Below are 15,170 nucleotides of genomic sequence, written 5' to 3'. Positions count from 1 at the left end.
GCGTTTAACTCAGTGAAATGGTGATAGATAAGGATTGCCCGGAGGTCGGGCGCGTGCCGGTGATATCGACATACAACGTCCCGTCGTTCTCCGAACGCTCGAAAGTGATGGCCGTCAGGCTTATCCGCGGCTCCCATTTCTGGATGGCGGAATAACAGGCGGCCATGATTTGCAGACGCAGCGCCGGGCTCTGCGGCCTGTCGATCATCGCCGCCAGCAGCGAGCCGTAATCCCGCCGCATGACCCGCGAGCCAATCGGCGTAACCAGAATGTCGCGCACGCTTTGCCGGATGTGTTCAACCTCTGAAATGCTCAGTCCGGTCTGCCTGTTCATCCCCCTGTAACGCACAGTCATTGTGTCCCCTTAGTCCAGCTTCCGCCGCTTTGCACACCGCCGTGCGCGTGGTTATCCACCTGCACCCCGTTTGAGGTGAATTTACCGCCGGAATGCTCAATATTTCCGGCCATCACGCCGCCCTTCTGCACTTCAAGAGAGGCAGTAATTAACTTGTTGGTACACACCACTTCAGGCGTATCCAGCGTGATGCGGGACGTTGACGTCACCCTCACCTCCGGCACGGTGGCGGTCAGCGATTCAGAGGCGGTAATGTCGGCCGTTTTAATGCCTGCAACCGTCAGCGCCCCGCGCCCGGGTTCGTACTCGATCACCGCGCCGTCAGGGAACGAGACGTGGAACGCGTCAGGTGACCCGGACGGCGCCGGATGGTCGTCAGAGAAAATGCCGGGCAGCACAAAGGCGGTATCAAGCTCGCCGCCGATGGCCAGCAGCAGCACCTGCTCTCCCTCGGAAGGAGCCCACCAGACGCGCGAACGTCCCGCACGACAGGTTAGCCAGTTCAGCCAGGTGGTTTTCATCCCGCCGGTCTGGACACGACAAAGCCCTCTGTTGAGGTCAACATCGGTCACAACACCGATACGAATAAGATTGCGGATCGCGCGAGCGATGCCGTTCATGGAAGTTAATGTATTCATGAGAAGAGAATGCCGTTCAGGAGGAACGGCAGCAACGAGACGGGGTTTTCTGCGGGATGATACAACAAGCGGTCCAGACAGCAGGCGCCAGGCGGCCTTCAGCGCGGGGAAATCAGTCCTCCCACTGGCTGACCAGCTCGCCGTTGACGTACAGCGCCTTCGGCCGCGTGACGGGCTCCGGCAGCGGCGGCTCGGGGGAATACGTCGCGTGCAGAGCGCCCTGATCCTGGGAAACAAGAATTCGCTCGGTTAATTGCACGCTGATGGTGATATCCATCGTATCGTCATCGTTTAAGACGATCGCGAAGGTGTAACCGTTTTTGCGTCCTTCATCGAGGGTAAAAATATCCGGCTGGTTTTCCCGAAGCCAGGCCAGCACCGGGACGAAAAATCCCTCGCTGTCGCCGGTGAAGCCGCTAACCTTCGCGTTCAGCGCATACTGCTTTTCAAAGGAGAGCGAGGAGGCCTGGCGGGCGTCAATATTGCCGCCTCCGATCGACATCTGCAGGCGCTCCGGGTTGGCATTGAGTTGGGGGATCGCGTCAATTAATGCCTGACGCAGGCTCTTGAGTTTGTGCATCGAGTTTATCCTGACAGTCTTTGATGGTTTCAACCTGCAGCGCGCAGGCGATAAGGGCGTATTCCAGCCTGCGAATATCCGCGCTGAGATCGCCGTTAGTGGCGGGTTCGCTTCCCGGCATCGGGCAGCGGCTCACCTTCGGGCAGGCGTTGTAAACAATGGGCTGCGGAGGCGCAGGCGGAGCGGGTGTGCAGCCTGCGGACAGCATCAGGCAGCTGAGCGGTATACCAGCGGCGTAACGCTTCATTTTCATTGAGTAATCTCACGATAGTCGCTTCCCGTCTTGTCCTCTCCTCGCCCGCGGTGACAAGTTCCTCACGGAGCCTGACCTGGGCATTTTCATTTGCCCTGGCCATCCGCTGCGACAGGGACAGCTGCTGGTTAAGCGTGGCGAGGGCCGTTTTTTGCTCGCTGGCGACCCGGTTGGCCGTGGCTAAGGAACGGGACAGGTTCAGGTTGTCATGACGAAGCCACAGCGTGATGGCCAACAGCCCGGCCAGCGCCAGGATGAGGGTTCTCACGGCAGCCCCTTCATACACCAGGCCTTCTCGCGGACGCGACGGTTTTCCAGACCGGCATTTTTGACGCCGTTGACGTACACCCAGCGGGTAAGCTGCCCGCATGCCTGCGGCCACTGTTTATGCTTGATAAAGGACACCAGCGTCGAACGGCAGGCGGCGCCTGCGCCAACATTAAAGGTAAAACTCACCAGCGCGTCATAGACCCCTGGCGGCATCTCTACCGGCGCACACGCCGCCAGACGCCGCTCAACGTTGAGCACATCAGCGACCAGATTTACCGCAGCCTCACGCTCGGTAATGTCCCGCGTCGGCACAACGTTTGCCGTGTGGCCAATGCCGGACGTCCATACGCCGGCGCTACACCGGTAGGGCGAGAGGCGACATCCTTCGAGATCGGCAATCAACGCCAATCCTTCCGGGGACGTTTTCAGTAATCGAAAGTCAGGCATCAGCACCGCCAGGGCCAGCACGCCGGCGACGCTGCAACGCTTAATGATTGAGTTCACGAATGCTCTTCTTATCGAGGCCAAGAGACTGGAGATAGCGCCAGGTTTTTCGCTTAAACCAGTAATTCGTCAGCGCGGTAAAAATGGCGCACAGACTCCCCACGTACAGCGCGACTTTTTCAGGAGACATCGCCCCGAACCAGGCCAGCGCCACGGCCAGCCAGTAGGCGATAAACGTGGTGATTTTCTCCAGGCTCAGTCCCATAGGTTTACGGATTCTTTTGTGGGGGCGCTATTCACCTCCGGCATCTCTACCGGCGTGCCGTGAGGCAAGATAACGCCTAACTCCGCGAGGCCAGGATTGGCCTTCAGAACGGCTTCAACGACGCCGGCCGTGCGCCCATAAAAGCGGGCGCAAACGGCATCAAGCGTGTCCCCCTGCATTGCATAGATTTTCATCAGACGCTCCCAACATCCGGTTTCCAGGTACCGTAGAGTTTCCCGGGCCAGCAGGCTTTACGCTATCGCTGACGGATGGACAATCGCGGGCACAACAGATCGTCCGCAAGAGGCGAAGCGTGATTCAACGGAAGCGCAAAACAGGAATGAGGGTGTTGGTACGGGCGATGACGCCGGGGCTAGCGCCAGCTCTCGTCTTCCCAGACTTCCCGGAGGATAGCGTCCAGCGCCTCGCGATCGGCTTCTTTTTCAAGCCCCTGGAGCTCGACCCCCGTCACCGATCCGATTTTCACATTCACCCGCGATGACGGAAACAGGGATCGTATTCTGCGGGTCAGTTCGCACTGAAAGGCCTCAACGACGGCATGGCCAATCTGCTGATCTTTATCGAGAGTAATGTTCACCCGAACGTTGCCCTCTTTTTTGATTCGTTCCGGAACAGGCGATGCTGAGAACACAACGGTAAATGCGTTGTTCTTGATTAAATTTCCCCGCGCAATCTCAGCAATCAAATTCAGGGCAATCTCACGATCTCTTTCCTGACACGTTCCTTCCGTCGTCAGTCGCGCAATCAGCTCGACTCGTTCAATCATGACCTGCTCGTTCAACTCTCTGTCCACACAACCTCCACCACGAGATACTGTATAAACATACAGTAGCACGTATTCATAAAAAGAGTGAAGCGAAAAATCAGAACCCTTGACGGTATGTACATGATATGGATGGAGATTAGCGGGCTCTCTGAGCGAAGAGATCCGTTAAATACCCAATACGTTCAAGGATTTTCCGCGCCTTTTGCTGGTAAGAGCACGGTGCCGGAAATAGCGATCCGTCAGCTGCGCCCCTGCACCATTTATCGTTAAAGCGGCTGATGCCTCCCGCCATCAGATGCAGGGCTTCTGCCCGACTGATGACTATCCCGCTGGCGAGCCGTATCTCATCGATCACCTTCTCCGGTACCCCGTTCTGCGGGTCGCTCGCGAAGACGACGGGCGCTGTAGCGCCAGGGCGGATGAATTTGATGCGTTCGGTTAACGCACGTCTTGCACGTCGGCTGAGGGGTTGAGAAAGATCGGCCTGCGTACAGTTATTGACAGAACTCCGAGAGGCTACGGGCGCATCCTTAAGATCTGCGGCCCGCTTCGGCACAATTTTCCACTGCGTGAGTCGGGTTATAATCGGGCTGCCCGCGCCAACGGCAGGATCGTACACGCCGCGGATGCGGACCGTTTCCTCGCCGTACTGGTTAAACCCGGCGCGCGGCTCATACAGGGTGCGCACCTGTAAATCATCGCGACGCACAAACGGCCCGCCCTGCGCAGTGACGTAACCCGCCCAGTCCCCGGCGTCGGCAGCCTCATGGACGGCGGCAAACTCAACGCTCAGACCGCGCGCGGCCTCGGGATCCGCCAGACGCCGCAGCTCGCGGTAGACCGTTACCGGCGCGCCGCCGATAAACTGAAACTGGCGAATGTGCCAGCGCCCTGCCCAGGCCGACACGGCGGACGCCATCTCCTTCAGCAGCCCGCCGCTTTCGCTATCGGTCTCGCCATCGAGCGCATAGCCGTCGATATTCTTTGAGATGTATTTGGCGATATAGCCGGTAGCGCTGCCTTTCTGCGGATCGATCGCGTCCGCGTGAAAGCGCGCCTGTCTGGCGCTTTCGCTCTGCAGCTCGGCAGCAGCATCCTGCCGGGCATAATCCCCGATAATTCGGCGAACGCATTCAACGTCTTCCGGCAGCATAAACATCAGCATGTGCCAGTGGGGCGTACCGTCGTGGTGGGGTTCCGCAACGCGGATACCGAAGATTCGGTGCCCGTCACGGTGGAGCTTTGCGCGGATACGCGCCCAGAGACGGGTAAAGTAGATTTGCGTATCCGCCGGGCTGGCCCCGTTCCACTTCGCGTTGGGGAAACCTGATTTCAGCGTCGCGTGATACTGCGCGGGCGCGGTTAAGGTATAGAACTCGCCCACGTAGCCCAGCGCCTCACAGATATTTTCAAATCCGCGGATGCGGGTCATCAGTTCACAGCGACGTATCGCCGGGTTGGCCACCGAGCTGTCGTATTTTTCAATCAGGCTGATGCGGTTGCCCTCTTCATCTTCCAGCTCCATGCCCTTGAGAAATTCGCGGGTGCGGCGCTTCTGCTCGCGCCACTCGGTCACGCAGCGTTTACTCGCATACGCCGTTCTCTTTTTGCTGACGTTGCCGAGGGCAATCTGCAGATGCTCGCGCCAGGCAGCCGCGACCCGACGCAGACGCCCGCGCCACCACGTCTCGGAAAACATGCGGATCACCGCCGCGGCAACGTCATCTTTGTTGAAAAACGTCTTCGACACCCGCTCCCAGTGCGGTGGCGACACGTTGAACTGCCGGGCAATAAGTCCGGCGCGCTGATACCAGACGTACAGCGTCTGGTATTCGCCCATTTCAGCATCGTTAATATTCGCCAGCTCGCCGCGAATAAAGCTGGCGATATCTGCGGCCAGCAGGTCGATGTCCGCGCGGGTCATATCCGGAAGGCGGTTATAGCGGGCAACCAGTTCGACCATCCGCGAGGCAAGGTATTGCAGAAGCTGAGTGTCGAAATGGCCGTCGAACACGGCCCTGGAGACTTCGTCGTGCAGGCCTGTGCAAGCATAACGTTCAGAGACCCGCCGCAGGCGAGGCAACATCCTTTTGCAGAAGCGGATCAAAAAGGCGTTGGCCTGCGGGCTGCCCCGATGCTGTTCGAGGGCGTCAACCGTGCGCCAGATTTCGAAGCGTACGCAGTCGGGCTGCTGTGAGAGGGCAATTCTTGCCTGCTGCAGCGCCGCGAAAAGGCGATCGCGGCGCTGCTGTTGGGCATGGGTGAGATAAGGGCTGGCAATGGCCGACCGTGGGGCATTCCACGGATAAGCAAATGACGTAGCCAACTTATCCTCCCCGGACGTGTTTATTTTTTATCTCTGCGATCTCCTGGCAGGTTACGCACAGGGCTACGCCGGGCACCGCTATTCGGCGCGCCTCCGGTATCGGCGCCTCGCAGTCCTCGCAGAGGAAACGCGAAGGCGATACGGGTCGTCTGCGGGCGCGATTAATGTATCGCTCTCTGTCTTCCTGCTCGCGCGCCTGCGCAAGATCGATAAAATCGGCCATCAGTGCAGCTCCTGGGATTCACGCTCATAGCGAGCCGCCTCGTGGCACAGCAATTCGGCAACGTCTTCTCCGCTCATGCCGGTTTTGTAGATATGGCTCGCCAGCGCCTCCAGACGCAGGGAGACCGCGAGGGCTCGCGCGCATCGTTCCTCTGTTTTTGCCCCTGCCAGCAGGCGTTTCAGTTCTTCACTTCCGGTGGGATAAGGGCGGTTTTCACTGTTTCGCATCACGCGTTCTCCTTAATTTCAGGCAATAGGGTGCCCGGCGGGTTTACGCCATTAGTTTTTGGGTTGGGTTATATCGGCATGGTCAGCCGTTCAGGAAATAAACTCACAACAGCACGAAAATGGTTCATGGCATTAATCAGCGCCCGTTTCTCTTCGGTCGTCAGCTCGCTGATATCGCACTCGTGGCGGGCGACGGGCAATCTCGCCAGGAAAAAGAGGGCGGCCAGCGCCCTGCTGTTCTCCTCAAAACAGGGATCGCGCCTGTCGCGCATTTCAGCCATAAACCGCGCCAGCTCTTTTCCGCTATCGCCCCCGTATCGGGCGCGCAGTTCAGCGACGTGGTTAAGCCCGCTAAGACGCGCTCCCACGCTAAGTGGAACCCTTGCACGGGCAGCTTCTATCGCCATATCTCCCCTCGCGTAAATTCACGCACGCTAGTGCGCTGAAAACGGGCAGAGCACGGTTTTTTCCGCCGTTTGATGATTGCGATTTCAGATGCCATGCTGCATGATTCCCATTTTGATAATGTCTGCAATCATTAGCCTCTGTTTGCCAACGCCTGCCGCTGATTGCCCGAATTTGTAATGATACTAATACCCAAATGAGTATTAGTAAACACCCAAAGGAATATATTTTGATTTTAGATTCTCAAGTGAATAATGAAGAGTTACTCGATAGAATCTGTCAGGTATATGGTTTCACGCAGAAAATCCAGCTGGCCCGGCACTTTAATATCGCCGCCAGCTCGCTTCAGAACCGCTACGCGCGCGGTACCGTCTCTTACGACTTTGCGGTTCAGTGCGCGCTGGACACCGGCGCCAGCCTCCGCTGGCTGATGACTGGACAAGGCGCGCAGTTTGAAGGTAACCCCGCGCCGGGCGATCCGGTTTCGGTTTCCACATTCACACTGAGTGATGGAAAGCTGGAAAAAAATACCACTTTGAGTATCGATTCTGGTTTCTTTAGCAAACCGCTGGCTCGCGGCATCGCCGTTCGGGCGGAGGGGAAGCTGCACTTTATTGAAAAAGAAGCATCGTTAACCGACGGCCTGTGGCTGGTTGAGATTGAAGGCACCGCCAGCATCCGCGACCTCACGCTGCTGCCGGGTAAAAAACTCCACGTGGCGGGCGGCAAGGTTCCGTTTGAATGCGGTATCGACGAGATAAAAACGGTGGGTCGCGTAGTGGGGATTTACAGCGAGGTTAGCTGAGGCGGCAAGATTCAAGGCTGACGACGCTCGCCAGCCTTTTGATTGATTTTAAACGTTATTTTTCGATGTAGTTGTATGAAGTCAGAGTTCCTTTGTCAGAAAAATCAACGGACAGCTGCTGCTTGCGGTCCAGATTAATTGGAATAATGAGATAGATACGACGGTCGAGGATCTGCGACGTATATTCCCAGTGGCGCGTATTATTGTAGTCAGCCGTATTGGCAGGTACGCCAAAAGCAATCAGTACATCTTTGCGGGTCGTGACCTCCGGGATCAGCTTCTGCTTTATCTCTTTTTCAGAATACTGCGCCAGGCTTGTTGCCTTAGTTCCATCGTAGTTTGATGCACAAGAGCTGCTCAGGAGACAGACTAGCGCCACGCCTAAGACATTCATGGTTCTCACTGTACAAAATCCTTTTCAATATAAATACCATTGACGGTATCCAGTGCGACTTCTTTCATATAAAGCACGCAATATCCCGTTTTATCGCTATAGCTAATATGCCCTTCGTAAATCTTTTTCTTTTCTGGCGTAAAGGTGAGCGAGACATTACATCCCTGGTATAAAGCGTGCTGAACAGTCGTTTTTTCGTCTGGCACAATCAGCGTTTCAAAATAGTCTTTATCATATTTCTTGCCCGTCACTTTAGGGAGACCAATATCTTTTGTCGACCCAAGGAAAGGGTTCAGATAGCGATTGTGCTTAAGTACCCATCCACCAGTTTCTTTACCTGTTTTATCATACTGATAGATGCCATAACTCATCGGCGGGCCAATGAGGCGAATCTTAGCCACATCCTCGCTATTCGGAGGAGGAGTGTACATTTTCGGCTCAGGAAAGAAAGTGCTACAGCCAGAAAGACTCACTATTGCTGGAATAATTATATATTTTAAAAATCGCATACCGTTACCTTTATATATACCATTGCTTATTTCCCGGGAGACAATGCCGGGGCATTAACAACCCGGAATGTTATTAACAAATCACTCATAGATATAAAGGTCAACTAAAAAAAATAAATTTAGGTTTAGTGTAATAAAAATGAGCGTGACGTTGGATTTTGAGGAATTCACTAATACGCTTTGTACAATGAAATGCCCATTGCTATATGATGCTTCTCAGGCACGGAAAGCGCTGTGAACCCCATGGCGAAGCGTGGAAGCATTGGCAGAGCGGAAACGGGGAACGCAAACCATCCTGTCTCTTTACTTACAAACCCTAAAAACTAAAGAAATCCCCCATCGCGCCGATCATCATCCGTGTGTATTATTTCCTGTAGCTTTTACAACAACTAACCTTAACTCAAATACTTAAGCGCCAAAGCGAAAGGCATCATGAGCACACCGATCAAACGGCTAGAAATCATTAAAAATGCCATTGAACTGGAAGATGACGACATCATCCAGAGCCAGCTGACACGCCTGAAAAATGAAGCGTTTGACGATGAGCTACAGGCAATCGTCGTGGCGCTTGAGGAGAAGAACTACACCTCTGCGATGGCGGCAATTACCGCCTGGCTGCAGGGCCAGCGCGCCGTGACCCAGTGGCGCGATCCGCAGGTGGCCGCCAGCAAGCTGGAGCTGAAGGCGCTGGAAGAGCGTCTGCGCGATCTGATTGACCGCCGCAACGCCCGGGTGCAGCAGCTCGATGAGTTCAACGATCTCTATTTCTCCCGTCTCGGCCCGCTGATGCAGCAGATCCTCGCCCTGCGTAAAACGCTGGCAGAGCTCAACCTGCGTCGTCAGCAGGCGGAAGCGCGTCGTCGCGAGGAAGATTACCGTCGCTGCCAGCGCTATATGGCGCAGGCGGTGGAGGTGCTGGCGACGCTCACCCAGCGCTGGCGCGATCTCCCGGCCGACTCCGTCCAGGCCGCTGAGGCGCGTAAGCATCTGGAGCAGCAAAGCAATCTGATTGCTAACCTGCTGGCCGAAGCGCTGGAGCTGGAGAGCGGCTTAACGCGCGAAGAGGAGCCTGCGCGTCAGGCGCGCGACGACGCTAACGAAGAGTACGAGAAGTATCGCGAGCAGCATCACGATGCCGAAGTGCGGCTGCGCAAGGGCAAGGATCTTTCGGAAGAGGATCGGAACGAGCTGAAACGCCTGTGGCGTCAGGCAAGCAAGCTCTGCCACCCGGATCTGGTGGCGGACGACCTGAAAGAAGAAGCCAACGCGATGATGGTGCAGCTCAACCAGGCGAAGCAGCGTGGTGACGTTAAAACTATCCGCTCACTGGTGGCCCGCCTGCAGCAGGGCTTTGAGCCATTGATGGCAAGCGACAGGCTGAACGATCTGGAACGCATTCGCAAGAAAATGGCGCAGGTCCGCGAGCAGATCGACATCTTAGTGAACGAGCTGGCGGAACTGGAGAAAGAGGAGTCCTGGCTGCTGGTCTCATCGCTCAACAATATGGAAGCGTACTTCGCTCAGCAGGAGAAAGCGCTGCACGAGGTCCGCGCCTCGCTCGAACATCAGGTGAACGAAGCGCAGCTGGATTCCGCCGCCTGATTATTTGGCGTGCCAGTATGCGCTGGCACGGACCAGCTGCTGGTCAATCGCGTCGGTTTCAAACTGACGGCTCAGCGTCTTCACCACCTTCCCTTCCCCGGTCAGCCAGATGAAATAGTCTTCCCCAGGAACGGTCAGCGCTGCCAGATGGTCCGCTACCGCCTGCTCGCTATGGCCCACCACCCAGGTGATGTTGAATTCGCTCAGGTGTGCCAGATAGTCTTTATAAGATTCGTCCCCGACCGTCACTACCGCATGAATTTCCGGGCGAACCGGCAGCTTAGCAATGCTCTCCAGGCGTCGGCGCAGCGCGGGCATGCCGGACTCGTCGCACACGTACAGCTGCCAGGCGTAATCCTCCGGCACCACCAGCGAACCGCGCGGGCCGCCGATGGTCAGCCTGTCACCCGCTTTCGCCTCGACCGCCCAGCGACTGGCAATGCCGCCGTCATGAACGAAGAAATCGAGCACCAGCTCATGGTTTGCCTCGTCGTACAGCGGCGTATAGTCGCGCGTCTGAGGACGTACGCCGTCGCCCCATTCAATGCCTTCATCGGTGACCACCGGCGGTACAAATACCGCCCCAGGAGCCGGGAAAAAGACTTTGGTATGGTCGTCGAAACCGCGGGAGCTAAAGCCCTCCAGCTGCTCACCGCCTAAAACAATGCGCTGGAAACCCGCGCTGGGGCGCTCAACGCGGAGCACCGTCAGCTCGCGAAAGCGCAGGTCATTACGAACACGCTGTGGGTAACGGATAGATGCCATTTTTAGCCCCTTCTCTGGTGAATACGATATATCTAAATCAATTTTCAAATGATAATGATTACTAATAAGCAAAAATGCAAGATCTTTTAGATTGCATCTGAATATATCTTAGATATAGTTTAGATATATCAAATTGAAGGATCTGTTATGCGACACGAACACGACAGCGGCGGGCGCCGACCGCGCTTTTTCGGCCACGGCGATCTGCGGCTGGTGATTCTGGATATCCTGACCCGCAGCGCGAGCCACGGCTACGAGCTGATCAAAGAGATCGAGAATCTGACCCAGGGGAACTACACTCCGAGCCCAGGGGTGATCTATCCAACCCTGGATTATCTTCAGGATCAGACCTTTATCACCATCACGGAAGAAGAGAGCGGTCGTAAGACGATTACGATTACCGCTGAAGGACAACGCTGGCTGGACGAAAACCGGAAACAGCTGGAACAGATCCAGGTGCGCATTAAAGCGCGTTCCGTCGGCTTTCAGCTGCGCAAAAACCCGCAGATGAAGCGGGCGCTGGATAACTTCAAAGCGGTGTTAGACCTGAAGGTGAATCAGGGAGAGCTCAGCGACGCGCAGCTCAAGCAGATTATCGGCGTCATTGACCGCGCGGCGCTCGAGATCTCCCAGTTGGATTAAGCCGGAGCGCGCTCGCTCACGCGGAAGACGCGCACCAGCTCTTTCAGGTGCATCGCCTGTTCGTTAAGCGATGCTGCTGCAGCCACAGACTCCTCCACCAGCGCGGAGTTCTGCTGGGTGGTGGCATCGATCAGGCCAATCGCGCTGTTAATCTGCGAGATACCTTCCGTCTGCTCGTGGCTGGCCTGGCGAATTTCCCGCAGGATCACGTCCATCTCTTCCACGTTGCCGACCATCCCGTTGATCAGCCCACTCGCTTTTTCGACCAGGTTCATCCCGTCCTGAGTCTGGCTGGTGGAGCTCTCAATCAGTTCACGGATTTCGCTGGCAGACGACGCGCTCTTCTGGGCAAGCTGGCGCACCTCGCCGGCCACCACCGCGAAGCCGCGGCCGTGCTCGCCGGCGCGCGCTGCTTCCACCGCCGCGTTCAGCGCCAGAATGTTGGTCTGGAACGCAATGGCGTCGATCAGGTCGATAATGTCTGACATCCGGTTTGATGTTTCGTTAATCAGGCGCATTTTGCTGGTCACCTGTTTCATCATCTCACCGTTGTTTTTGACCACCGTGGCGGCATCCGCCGAGAGGTTGGTTGCTTCCCCGGTATGCGAGGCGGTATTTTTCACCGTCGCGGTGATCTGCTCCATCGAGGCGGCGGTCTGTTCAACGGAACTTGCCTGCTCTTCCGTGCGCGCGGCCAGATCCTGGTTCCCGGCGACAATCTGCGCGGCTGCGCTGGAGATATTCTCCGAGCCGGTTTGCACCTGCTGCACAATGTCCAGCAGTCGGGTCTTCATCTCCATCAGCGCATGCAGCAGCAGACCCGTTTCGTCTTTGCCGTGAGGCGTGATGCTGCCCGTCAGGTCTCCCTCTGAAATGGCTTTCGCAAAATGCACCGCCTCGCCGAGCGGCCGAGTGATAGCGCGCACGATAAACCAGCCGATCAGGCTGCCTGCCGCGACGCTAAAGAGCGTGAGCACGATCAGCAGCAGGCGGTTAGACCTGAAATCCCCTTCCACCTGCGCGCCGGCACTCTGCATCTCGCTGTTTTGAATGGTAATCAGCTCCTTCACCTTCGCTTTATATGCCTGCTGCACGGCGAGGGTGGTGGTCATCATCTCCTGAATAGCACCCGCACGATTGTTGTTCTGCACCGCCTGCAAAATGCGGTAGCGCGAGTCCAGATACTGCTGGCGCACGCTGCGGATTTCCGCCAGCACCTGCTGAGACTTTTGATCCTGCAGCGCGTTGTTCAGCTCGCCCAGGATCACCGTGATGTGCTCGCTGATCTCTTTCAGGCGCTGCTGAGATTGCCCCGTGTAAGTGCCCTGCTCGTCCAGCAGCATCAGCTGTTGGGTGCTAATAAATTCCTGGAAGTTATCGATTAACTGGTTCGCTTTTACCGTGGTCGGATAATCGCTGGTAATAATCGATTGCATCCCGTTATTAGCCCGGTTCAGGCTCAGCAGAGACAGGCTCGCGCTGATCGCCATCAGGACAATAAAGAACCCAAACGCCAGAAATAATTTCGTGCCGATCTTTACGTCATGTAAGAACATATTTTCTCCATCGATGTGATTATTTCTCAGACGATCGCTGTTATCGGTAACGATTTCGCTAACTTTATGAGTTTGATCGTTTTTTTATTTCATAACCCCCGCAATGCATAGGTGTAGGCTATTAATATTGCCTCATCGATCGTTACCAGACCGTCAAACGGGGTATTTTCGAAATAGCATTCTGAAGAACTGACTTAGGCAGGAATAAATAACTGAGGCGATTTCTTTAGTTATTTAATATTAAATTAACAATAAAATACATTAATAGTCACAACCAGAAAATAAAAAGCCGTTTATTCCTTACGAAATAAACGGCTTTTTTAGAACATTACTGACTCAATGAAGCACAGTCACCGCATCCTTAAGGCGTCCGGCGCGGTGCTTAACCATCGCAGAAATGTGGGCGCTCTCCTCGACCAGGTCGGCGTTTTTCTGCGTGATGCTGTCGAGTTCAGCGACCGCGCGGGTCAACTCTGACAGTCCGGTTGCCTGCTCGGAGGTCGCGTGGCTGATCTGGGCGATAAGCTGCGTCACGTTTTTCACCTGCTCGACAATATCATCCATCGTGCGGCCTGCGGCGTGAACCTGCTCAGAGCCGGACTGCACCTTGCTGGCGCTGGCATCAATGAGTTTACGAATATCATTGGCGGCGCTGGCGCTGCGGCTGGCAAGATGGCGGACTTCGCCCGCGACCACGGCAAAACCTTTGCCCTGCTCCCCTGCCCTTGCCGCTTCAACCGCCGCGTTCAGCGCCAGAATATTGGTCTGGAAAGCGATATCGTTAATCAGGGAGGTAATCGAGCCAATTCGCTGCGTGCTGTCGGCAATGTCATCCATGGTTTTGACGACGGTCTGCATCGCGTTGCCCCCTTTCGTCGCCGCGCTGCTCGCGGCCACAGAGAGTTTATCCACCTCGGCGGCGGTTTCAGAGTTACTCTGAACGGAAGCGGCCATCTGGTTCATTGTTGCAACGGTCTGCTGCACGTTCGCCACGGTCTGACGCGTCCGATCGTTCAGGTCTTCATTTCCCTGCGCCAGCCTGTCGCTGCCGTCACGGACGCTCACCACCTGGCTCGACACGTCATTGATTAACCAGCGGCACATCAGGCCCAGTTGCCCGACCGCGCGCAGCGTCAGCCCCAGCTCGTCGCTGCGGTTCAGATGCTGCACGCTGTTGCGCTCGCCGGTTGCGACCTTCAGCGCCTGTCGGGCCACATTCTCTACCGGGCGGACAATCTGCTGCTCAAACAGCAGTGTTCCCAGCAGCATCACTAGCGCGGCTGCGGCGAGCGGCATCCACCCGGCGGAGGTCGCGACCAGCGTGGCGGCGAGAACGGCATAAAGCGCCGCCATCACGCTGCGCACGCGCCAGCGCAGCGGCATAGCCGGCAGTTTGCCCAGCCAGCCTTTTCCAACCACCAGCCCCTTGTGCACACGTTTCTTACAGCGCCCGTCGTTCAGCGCCCGGTAGAGCGGCTCCACGGTGGCAATCTCTTCCGCTGTGGCTTTGGTGCGAATGGACATATAGCCCGTCACCTGCCCGCGGCGCACCATTGGCACCGCATTCGCACGCACCCAGTAGTGGTCGCCGTTTTTACGCCGGTTTTTGACAATCCCGCTCCACGGCTCGCCCTGCTGCAGTGTGTACCACATATCGGCAAACGCGGCTTTTGGCATGTCGGGGTGGCGTACCAGATTGTGCGGCTGGCCCGTCAGCTCATCAAGCTGGTAGCCGCTCACCTGCACAAAGGTGTCGTTGGCGTGTGTGATATAGCTGTGGACGTCTGTGGTAGACATTAAGGTGGTGTCATCGTCCAGAGGGTATTCATTCTGGGTGACATCGGTTGGAGAGGACATCGTGGGCATCCCTTGCAGGTTATTTGAATGTTAATTTTGTGGGTCAATGTTTTTTCGGCGGTAAACAATTTATCTTTAGTTGTTAAACTTGATGAAGATCGCAGATTTCACTTAAACCATACTTTTTGTACGATTTTATAATTCATTGATTTCAAATACTTTCGCAAAGAAATTACCTATAAAGCATGACCTGTTAATGCCCACTTAAGTTGCAGCGACTGCACTTCTTTAGTGCAGCTGCGCTTTTCCGCCCTCATTTATCCTTTC

Annotated in this window: 21 protein-coding genes; 3 read left to right on the top strand and 18 right to left on the bottom strand. The window is 56.0% G+C overall.

Features of this window, described 5'->3' with window-relative positions:
- Window positions 1-4: 4 nt before the first annotated feature.
- The 13 genes from BJ885_RS14140 to BJ885_RS14080 all read right to left on the bottom strand — a co-directional run bounded on the left by BJ885_RS14140 (window position 5) and on the right by BJ885_RS14080 (window position 6,775).
- The gene (locus BJ885_RS14140; RefSeq protein WP_047646379.1) at window positions 5-355 is read right to left on the bottom strand and encodes a GPW/gp25 family protein; all 351 of its coding nucleotides are present in this window, start codon (window positions 353-355) and stop codon (window positions 5-7) included.
- Window positions 352-993 (bottom strand): phage baseplate assembly protein V, encoded by a 642-nt coding sequence (locus BJ885_RS14135; protein WP_121932164.1) that lies wholly within the window; start codon window positions 991-993, stop codon window positions 352-354. Before BJ885_RS14135 ends, BJ885_RS14140 begins: the two co-directional genes overlap by 4 nt.
- Before the next feature lie 112 nt (window positions 994-1,105).
- Complete coding sequence (locus BJ885_RS14130) at window positions 1,106-1,573, bottom strand: phage tail protein (RefSeq protein WP_121932163.1); 468 nt, start codon at window positions 1,571-1,573, stop codon at window positions 1,106-1,108.
- Complete coding sequence (gene lysC, locus BJ885_RS23355; RefSeq protein WP_229226321.1) at window positions 1,536-1,781, bottom strand: Rz1-like lysis system protein LysC; 246 nt, start codon at window positions 1,779-1,781, stop codon at window positions 1,536-1,538. Before lysC ends, BJ885_RS14130 begins: the two co-directional genes overlap by 38 nt.
- Window positions 1,669-2,094 (bottom strand): Rz-like lysis system protein LysB, encoded by a 426-nt coding sequence (gene lysB, locus BJ885_RS23485; RefSeq protein ID WP_121932162.1) that lies wholly within the window; start codon window positions 2,092-2,094, stop codon window positions 1,669-1,671. The genes lysC and lysB overlap by 113 nt, the downstream gene beginning before the upstream one ends.
- Window positions 2,091-2,600 (bottom strand): lysozyme, encoded by a 510-nt coding sequence (locus BJ885_RS14115; RefSeq protein ID WP_121932161.1) that lies wholly within the window; start codon window positions 2,598-2,600, stop codon window positions 2,091-2,093. The genes lysB and BJ885_RS14115 overlap by 4 nt, the downstream gene beginning before the upstream one ends.
- Complete coding sequence (locus BJ885_RS14110) at window positions 2,584-2,805, bottom strand: HP1 family phage holin (RefSeq protein WP_029741404.1); 222 nt, start codon at window positions 2,803-2,805, stop codon at window positions 2,584-2,586. Before BJ885_RS14110 ends, BJ885_RS14115 begins: the two co-directional genes overlap by 17 nt.
- Complete coding sequence (locus BJ885_RS14105) at window positions 2,796-2,999, bottom strand: tail protein X (protein ID WP_023309248.1); 204 nt, start codon at window positions 2,997-2,999, stop codon at window positions 2,796-2,798. Before BJ885_RS14105 ends, BJ885_RS14110 begins: the two co-directional genes overlap by 10 nt.
- A gap of 179 nt (window positions 3,000-3,178) precedes the next feature.
- Window positions 3,179-3,619: a DinI-like family protein gene (locus BJ885_RS14100; protein WP_029741403.1), complete on the bottom strand. Its 441-nt coding sequence runs from the start codon at window positions 3,617-3,619 to the stop codon at window positions 3,179-3,181.
- Window positions 3,620-3,728: 109 nt separating this feature from the next.
- Entirely contained in the window at window positions 3,729-5,918 is a 2,190-nt protein-coding gene (locus tag BJ885_RS14095; RefSeq protein WP_121932160.1) for a replication endonuclease, read from the bottom strand.
- 1 nt (window position 5,919) lies between these two features.
- Complete coding sequence (locus BJ885_RS14090; protein ID WP_059347618.1) at window positions 5,920-6,141, bottom strand: TraR/DksA family transcriptional regulator; 222 nt, start codon at window positions 6,139-6,141, stop codon at window positions 5,920-5,922.
- Window positions 6,141-6,368, bottom strand: coding sequence for a DUF2732 family protein (locus tag BJ885_RS14085; RefSeq protein ID WP_121932159.1), 228 nt, complete (start codon window positions 6,366-6,368; stop codon window positions 6,141-6,143). The genes BJ885_RS14090 and BJ885_RS14085 overlap by 1 nt, the downstream gene beginning before the upstream one ends.
- A gap of 68 nt (window positions 6,369-6,436) precedes the next feature.
- Complete coding sequence (locus BJ885_RS14080) at window positions 6,437-6,775, bottom strand: DUF5347 domain-containing protein (protein WP_047646386.1); 339 nt, start codon at window positions 6,773-6,775, stop codon at window positions 6,437-6,439.
- Between the two features lie 227 nt (window positions 6,776-7,002).
- On the opposite strand from BJ885_RS14080, the gene BJ885_RS14075 reads away from it, so the two are divergent.
- A complete protein-coding gene (locus tag BJ885_RS14075; RefSeq protein ID WP_047646387.1) occupies window positions 7,003-7,578 on the top strand; it encodes a phage repressor protein CI in 576 nt (191 codons plus the stop codon).
- 55 nt (window positions 7,579-7,633) lie between these two features.
- Here BJ885_RS14075 and BJ885_RS14070 read toward each other — a convergent pair whose 3' ends face one another.
- Together BJ885_RS14070 and BJ885_RS14065 are read right to left on the bottom strand one after the other, a co-directional pair.
- Window positions 7,634-7,981: a hypothetical protein gene (locus BJ885_RS14070; RefSeq protein ID WP_147449223.1), complete on the bottom strand. Its 348-nt coding sequence runs from the start codon at window positions 7,979-7,981 to the stop codon at window positions 7,634-7,636.
- Complete coding sequence (locus BJ885_RS14065; protein ID WP_029741396.1) at window positions 7,978-8,481, bottom strand: hypothetical protein; 504 nt, start codon at window positions 8,479-8,481, stop codon at window positions 7,978-7,980. Before BJ885_RS14065 ends, BJ885_RS14070 begins: the two co-directional genes overlap by 4 nt.
- Window positions 8,482-8,913: 432 nt before the next feature.
- On the opposite strand from BJ885_RS14065, the gene BJ885_RS14060 reads away from it, so the two are divergent.
- Window positions 8,914-10,083 (top strand): DNA repair protein, encoded by a 1,170-nt coding sequence (locus BJ885_RS14060; protein WP_047646388.1) that lies wholly within the window; start codon window positions 8,914-8,916, stop codon window positions 10,081-10,083.
- Here the strand turns inward: BJ885_RS14060 and BJ885_RS14055 are convergent, their stop codons facing one another.
- The gene (locus BJ885_RS14055; RefSeq protein ID WP_047646389.1) at window positions 10,084-10,848 is read right to left on the bottom strand and encodes a siderophore-interacting protein; all 765 of its coding nucleotides are present in this window, start codon (window positions 10,846-10,848) and stop codon (window positions 10,084-10,086) included. It lies immediately after the preceding gene.
- A 147-nt stretch (window positions 10,849-10,995) separates the two neighbouring features.
- On the opposite strand from BJ885_RS14055, the gene BJ885_RS14050 reads away from it, so the two are divergent.
- On the top strand, window positions 10,996-11,490 hold the full coding sequence (locus tag BJ885_RS14050; RefSeq protein WP_047646390.1) for a PadR family transcriptional regulator: 495 nt from the start codon (window positions 10,996-10,998) through the stop codon (window positions 11,488-11,490).
- Here the strand turns inward: BJ885_RS14050 and BJ885_RS14045 are convergent.
- A complete protein-coding gene (locus tag BJ885_RS14045) occupies window positions 11,487-13,046 on the bottom strand; it encodes a methyl-accepting chemotaxis protein (RefSeq protein WP_121932157.1) in 1,560 nt (519 codons plus the stop codon). The genes BJ885_RS14050 and BJ885_RS14045 overlap by 4 nt on opposite strands.
- A gap of 336 nt (window positions 13,047-13,382) precedes the next feature.
- Complete coding sequence (locus tag BJ885_RS14040) at window positions 13,383-14,903, bottom strand: PAS domain-containing methyl-accepting chemotaxis protein (protein WP_121932156.1); 1,521 nt, start codon at window positions 14,901-14,903, stop codon at window positions 13,383-13,385.
- Between the last annotated feature and the right edge of the window lie 267 nt (window positions 14,904-15,170).

It is taken from the genome of Enterobacter sp. WP_7_1 (genome assembly GCF_003688535.1).
Classification (GTDB): Bacteria; Pseudomonadota; Gammaproteobacteria; order Enterobacterales; family Enterobacteriaceae; genus Enterobacter; species Enterobacter asburiae.
Note: the sequence above shows the minus strand (reverse complement) of the source record. Positions and strands in the feature narration are given on the sequence as shown.

Bases quoted from the DNA above. Each gene is read 5' to 3' on its own strand.
- BJ885_RS14140 (WP_047646379.1), bottom strand. From the start codon at position 355: ATGACTGTGCGTTACAGGGGGATGAACAGGCAGACCGGACTGAGCATT.
- BJ885_RS14135 (WP_121932164.1), bottom strand. From the start codon at position 993: ATGAATACATTAACTTCCATGAACGGCATCGCTCGCGCGATCCGCAAT.
- BJ885_RS14130 (WP_121932163.1), bottom strand. From the start codon at position 1,573: ATGCACAAACTCAAGAGCCTGCGTCAGGCATTAATTGACGCGATCCCC.
- lysC (WP_229226321.1), bottom strand. From the start codon at position 1,781: ATGCTGTCCGCAGGCTGCACACCCGCTCCGCCTGCGCCTCCGCAGCCC.
- BJ885_RS14110 (WP_029741404.1), bottom strand. From the start codon at position 2,805: ATGGGACTGAGCCTGGAGAAAATCACCACGTTTATCGCCTACTGGCTG.
- BJ885_RS14105 (WP_023309248.1), bottom strand. From the start codon at position 2,999: ATGAAAATCTATGCAATGCAGGGGGACACGCTTGATGCCGTTTGCGCC.
- BJ885_RS14090 (WP_059347618.1), bottom strand. From the start codon at position 6,141: ATGGCCGATTTTATCGATCTTGCGCAGGCGCGCGAGCAGGAAGACAGA.
- BJ885_RS14085 (WP_121932159.1), bottom strand. From the start codon at position 6,368: ATGCGAAACAGTGAAAACCGCCCTTATCCCACCGGAAGTGAAGAACTG.
- BJ885_RS14080 (WP_047646386.1), bottom strand. From the start codon at position 6,775: ATGGCGATAGAAGCTGCCCGTGCAAGGGTTCCACTTAGCGTGGGAGCG.
- BJ885_RS14065 (WP_029741396.1), bottom strand. From the start codon at position 8,481: ATGCGATTTTTAAAATATATAATTATTCCAGCAATAGTGAGTCTTTCT.
- BJ885_RS14060 (WP_047646388.1), top strand. From the start codon at position 8,914: ATGAGCACACCGATCAAACGGCTAGAAATCATTAAAAATGCCATTGAA.
- BJ885_RS14055 (WP_047646389.1), bottom strand. From the start codon at position 10,848: ATGGCATCTATCCGTTACCCACAGCGTGTTCGTAATGACCTGCGCTTT.
- BJ885_RS14050 (WP_047646390.1), top strand. From the start codon at position 10,996: ATGCGACACGAACACGACAGCGGCGGGCGCCGACCGCGCTTTTTCGGC.
- BJ885_RS14045 (WP_121932157.1), bottom strand. From the start codon at position 13,046: ATGTTCTTACATGACGTAAAGATCGGCACGAAATTATTTCTGGCGTTT.
- BJ885_RS14040 (WP_121932156.1), bottom strand. From the start codon at position 14,903: ATGTCCTCTCCAACCGATGTCACCCAGAATGAATACCCTCTGGACGAT.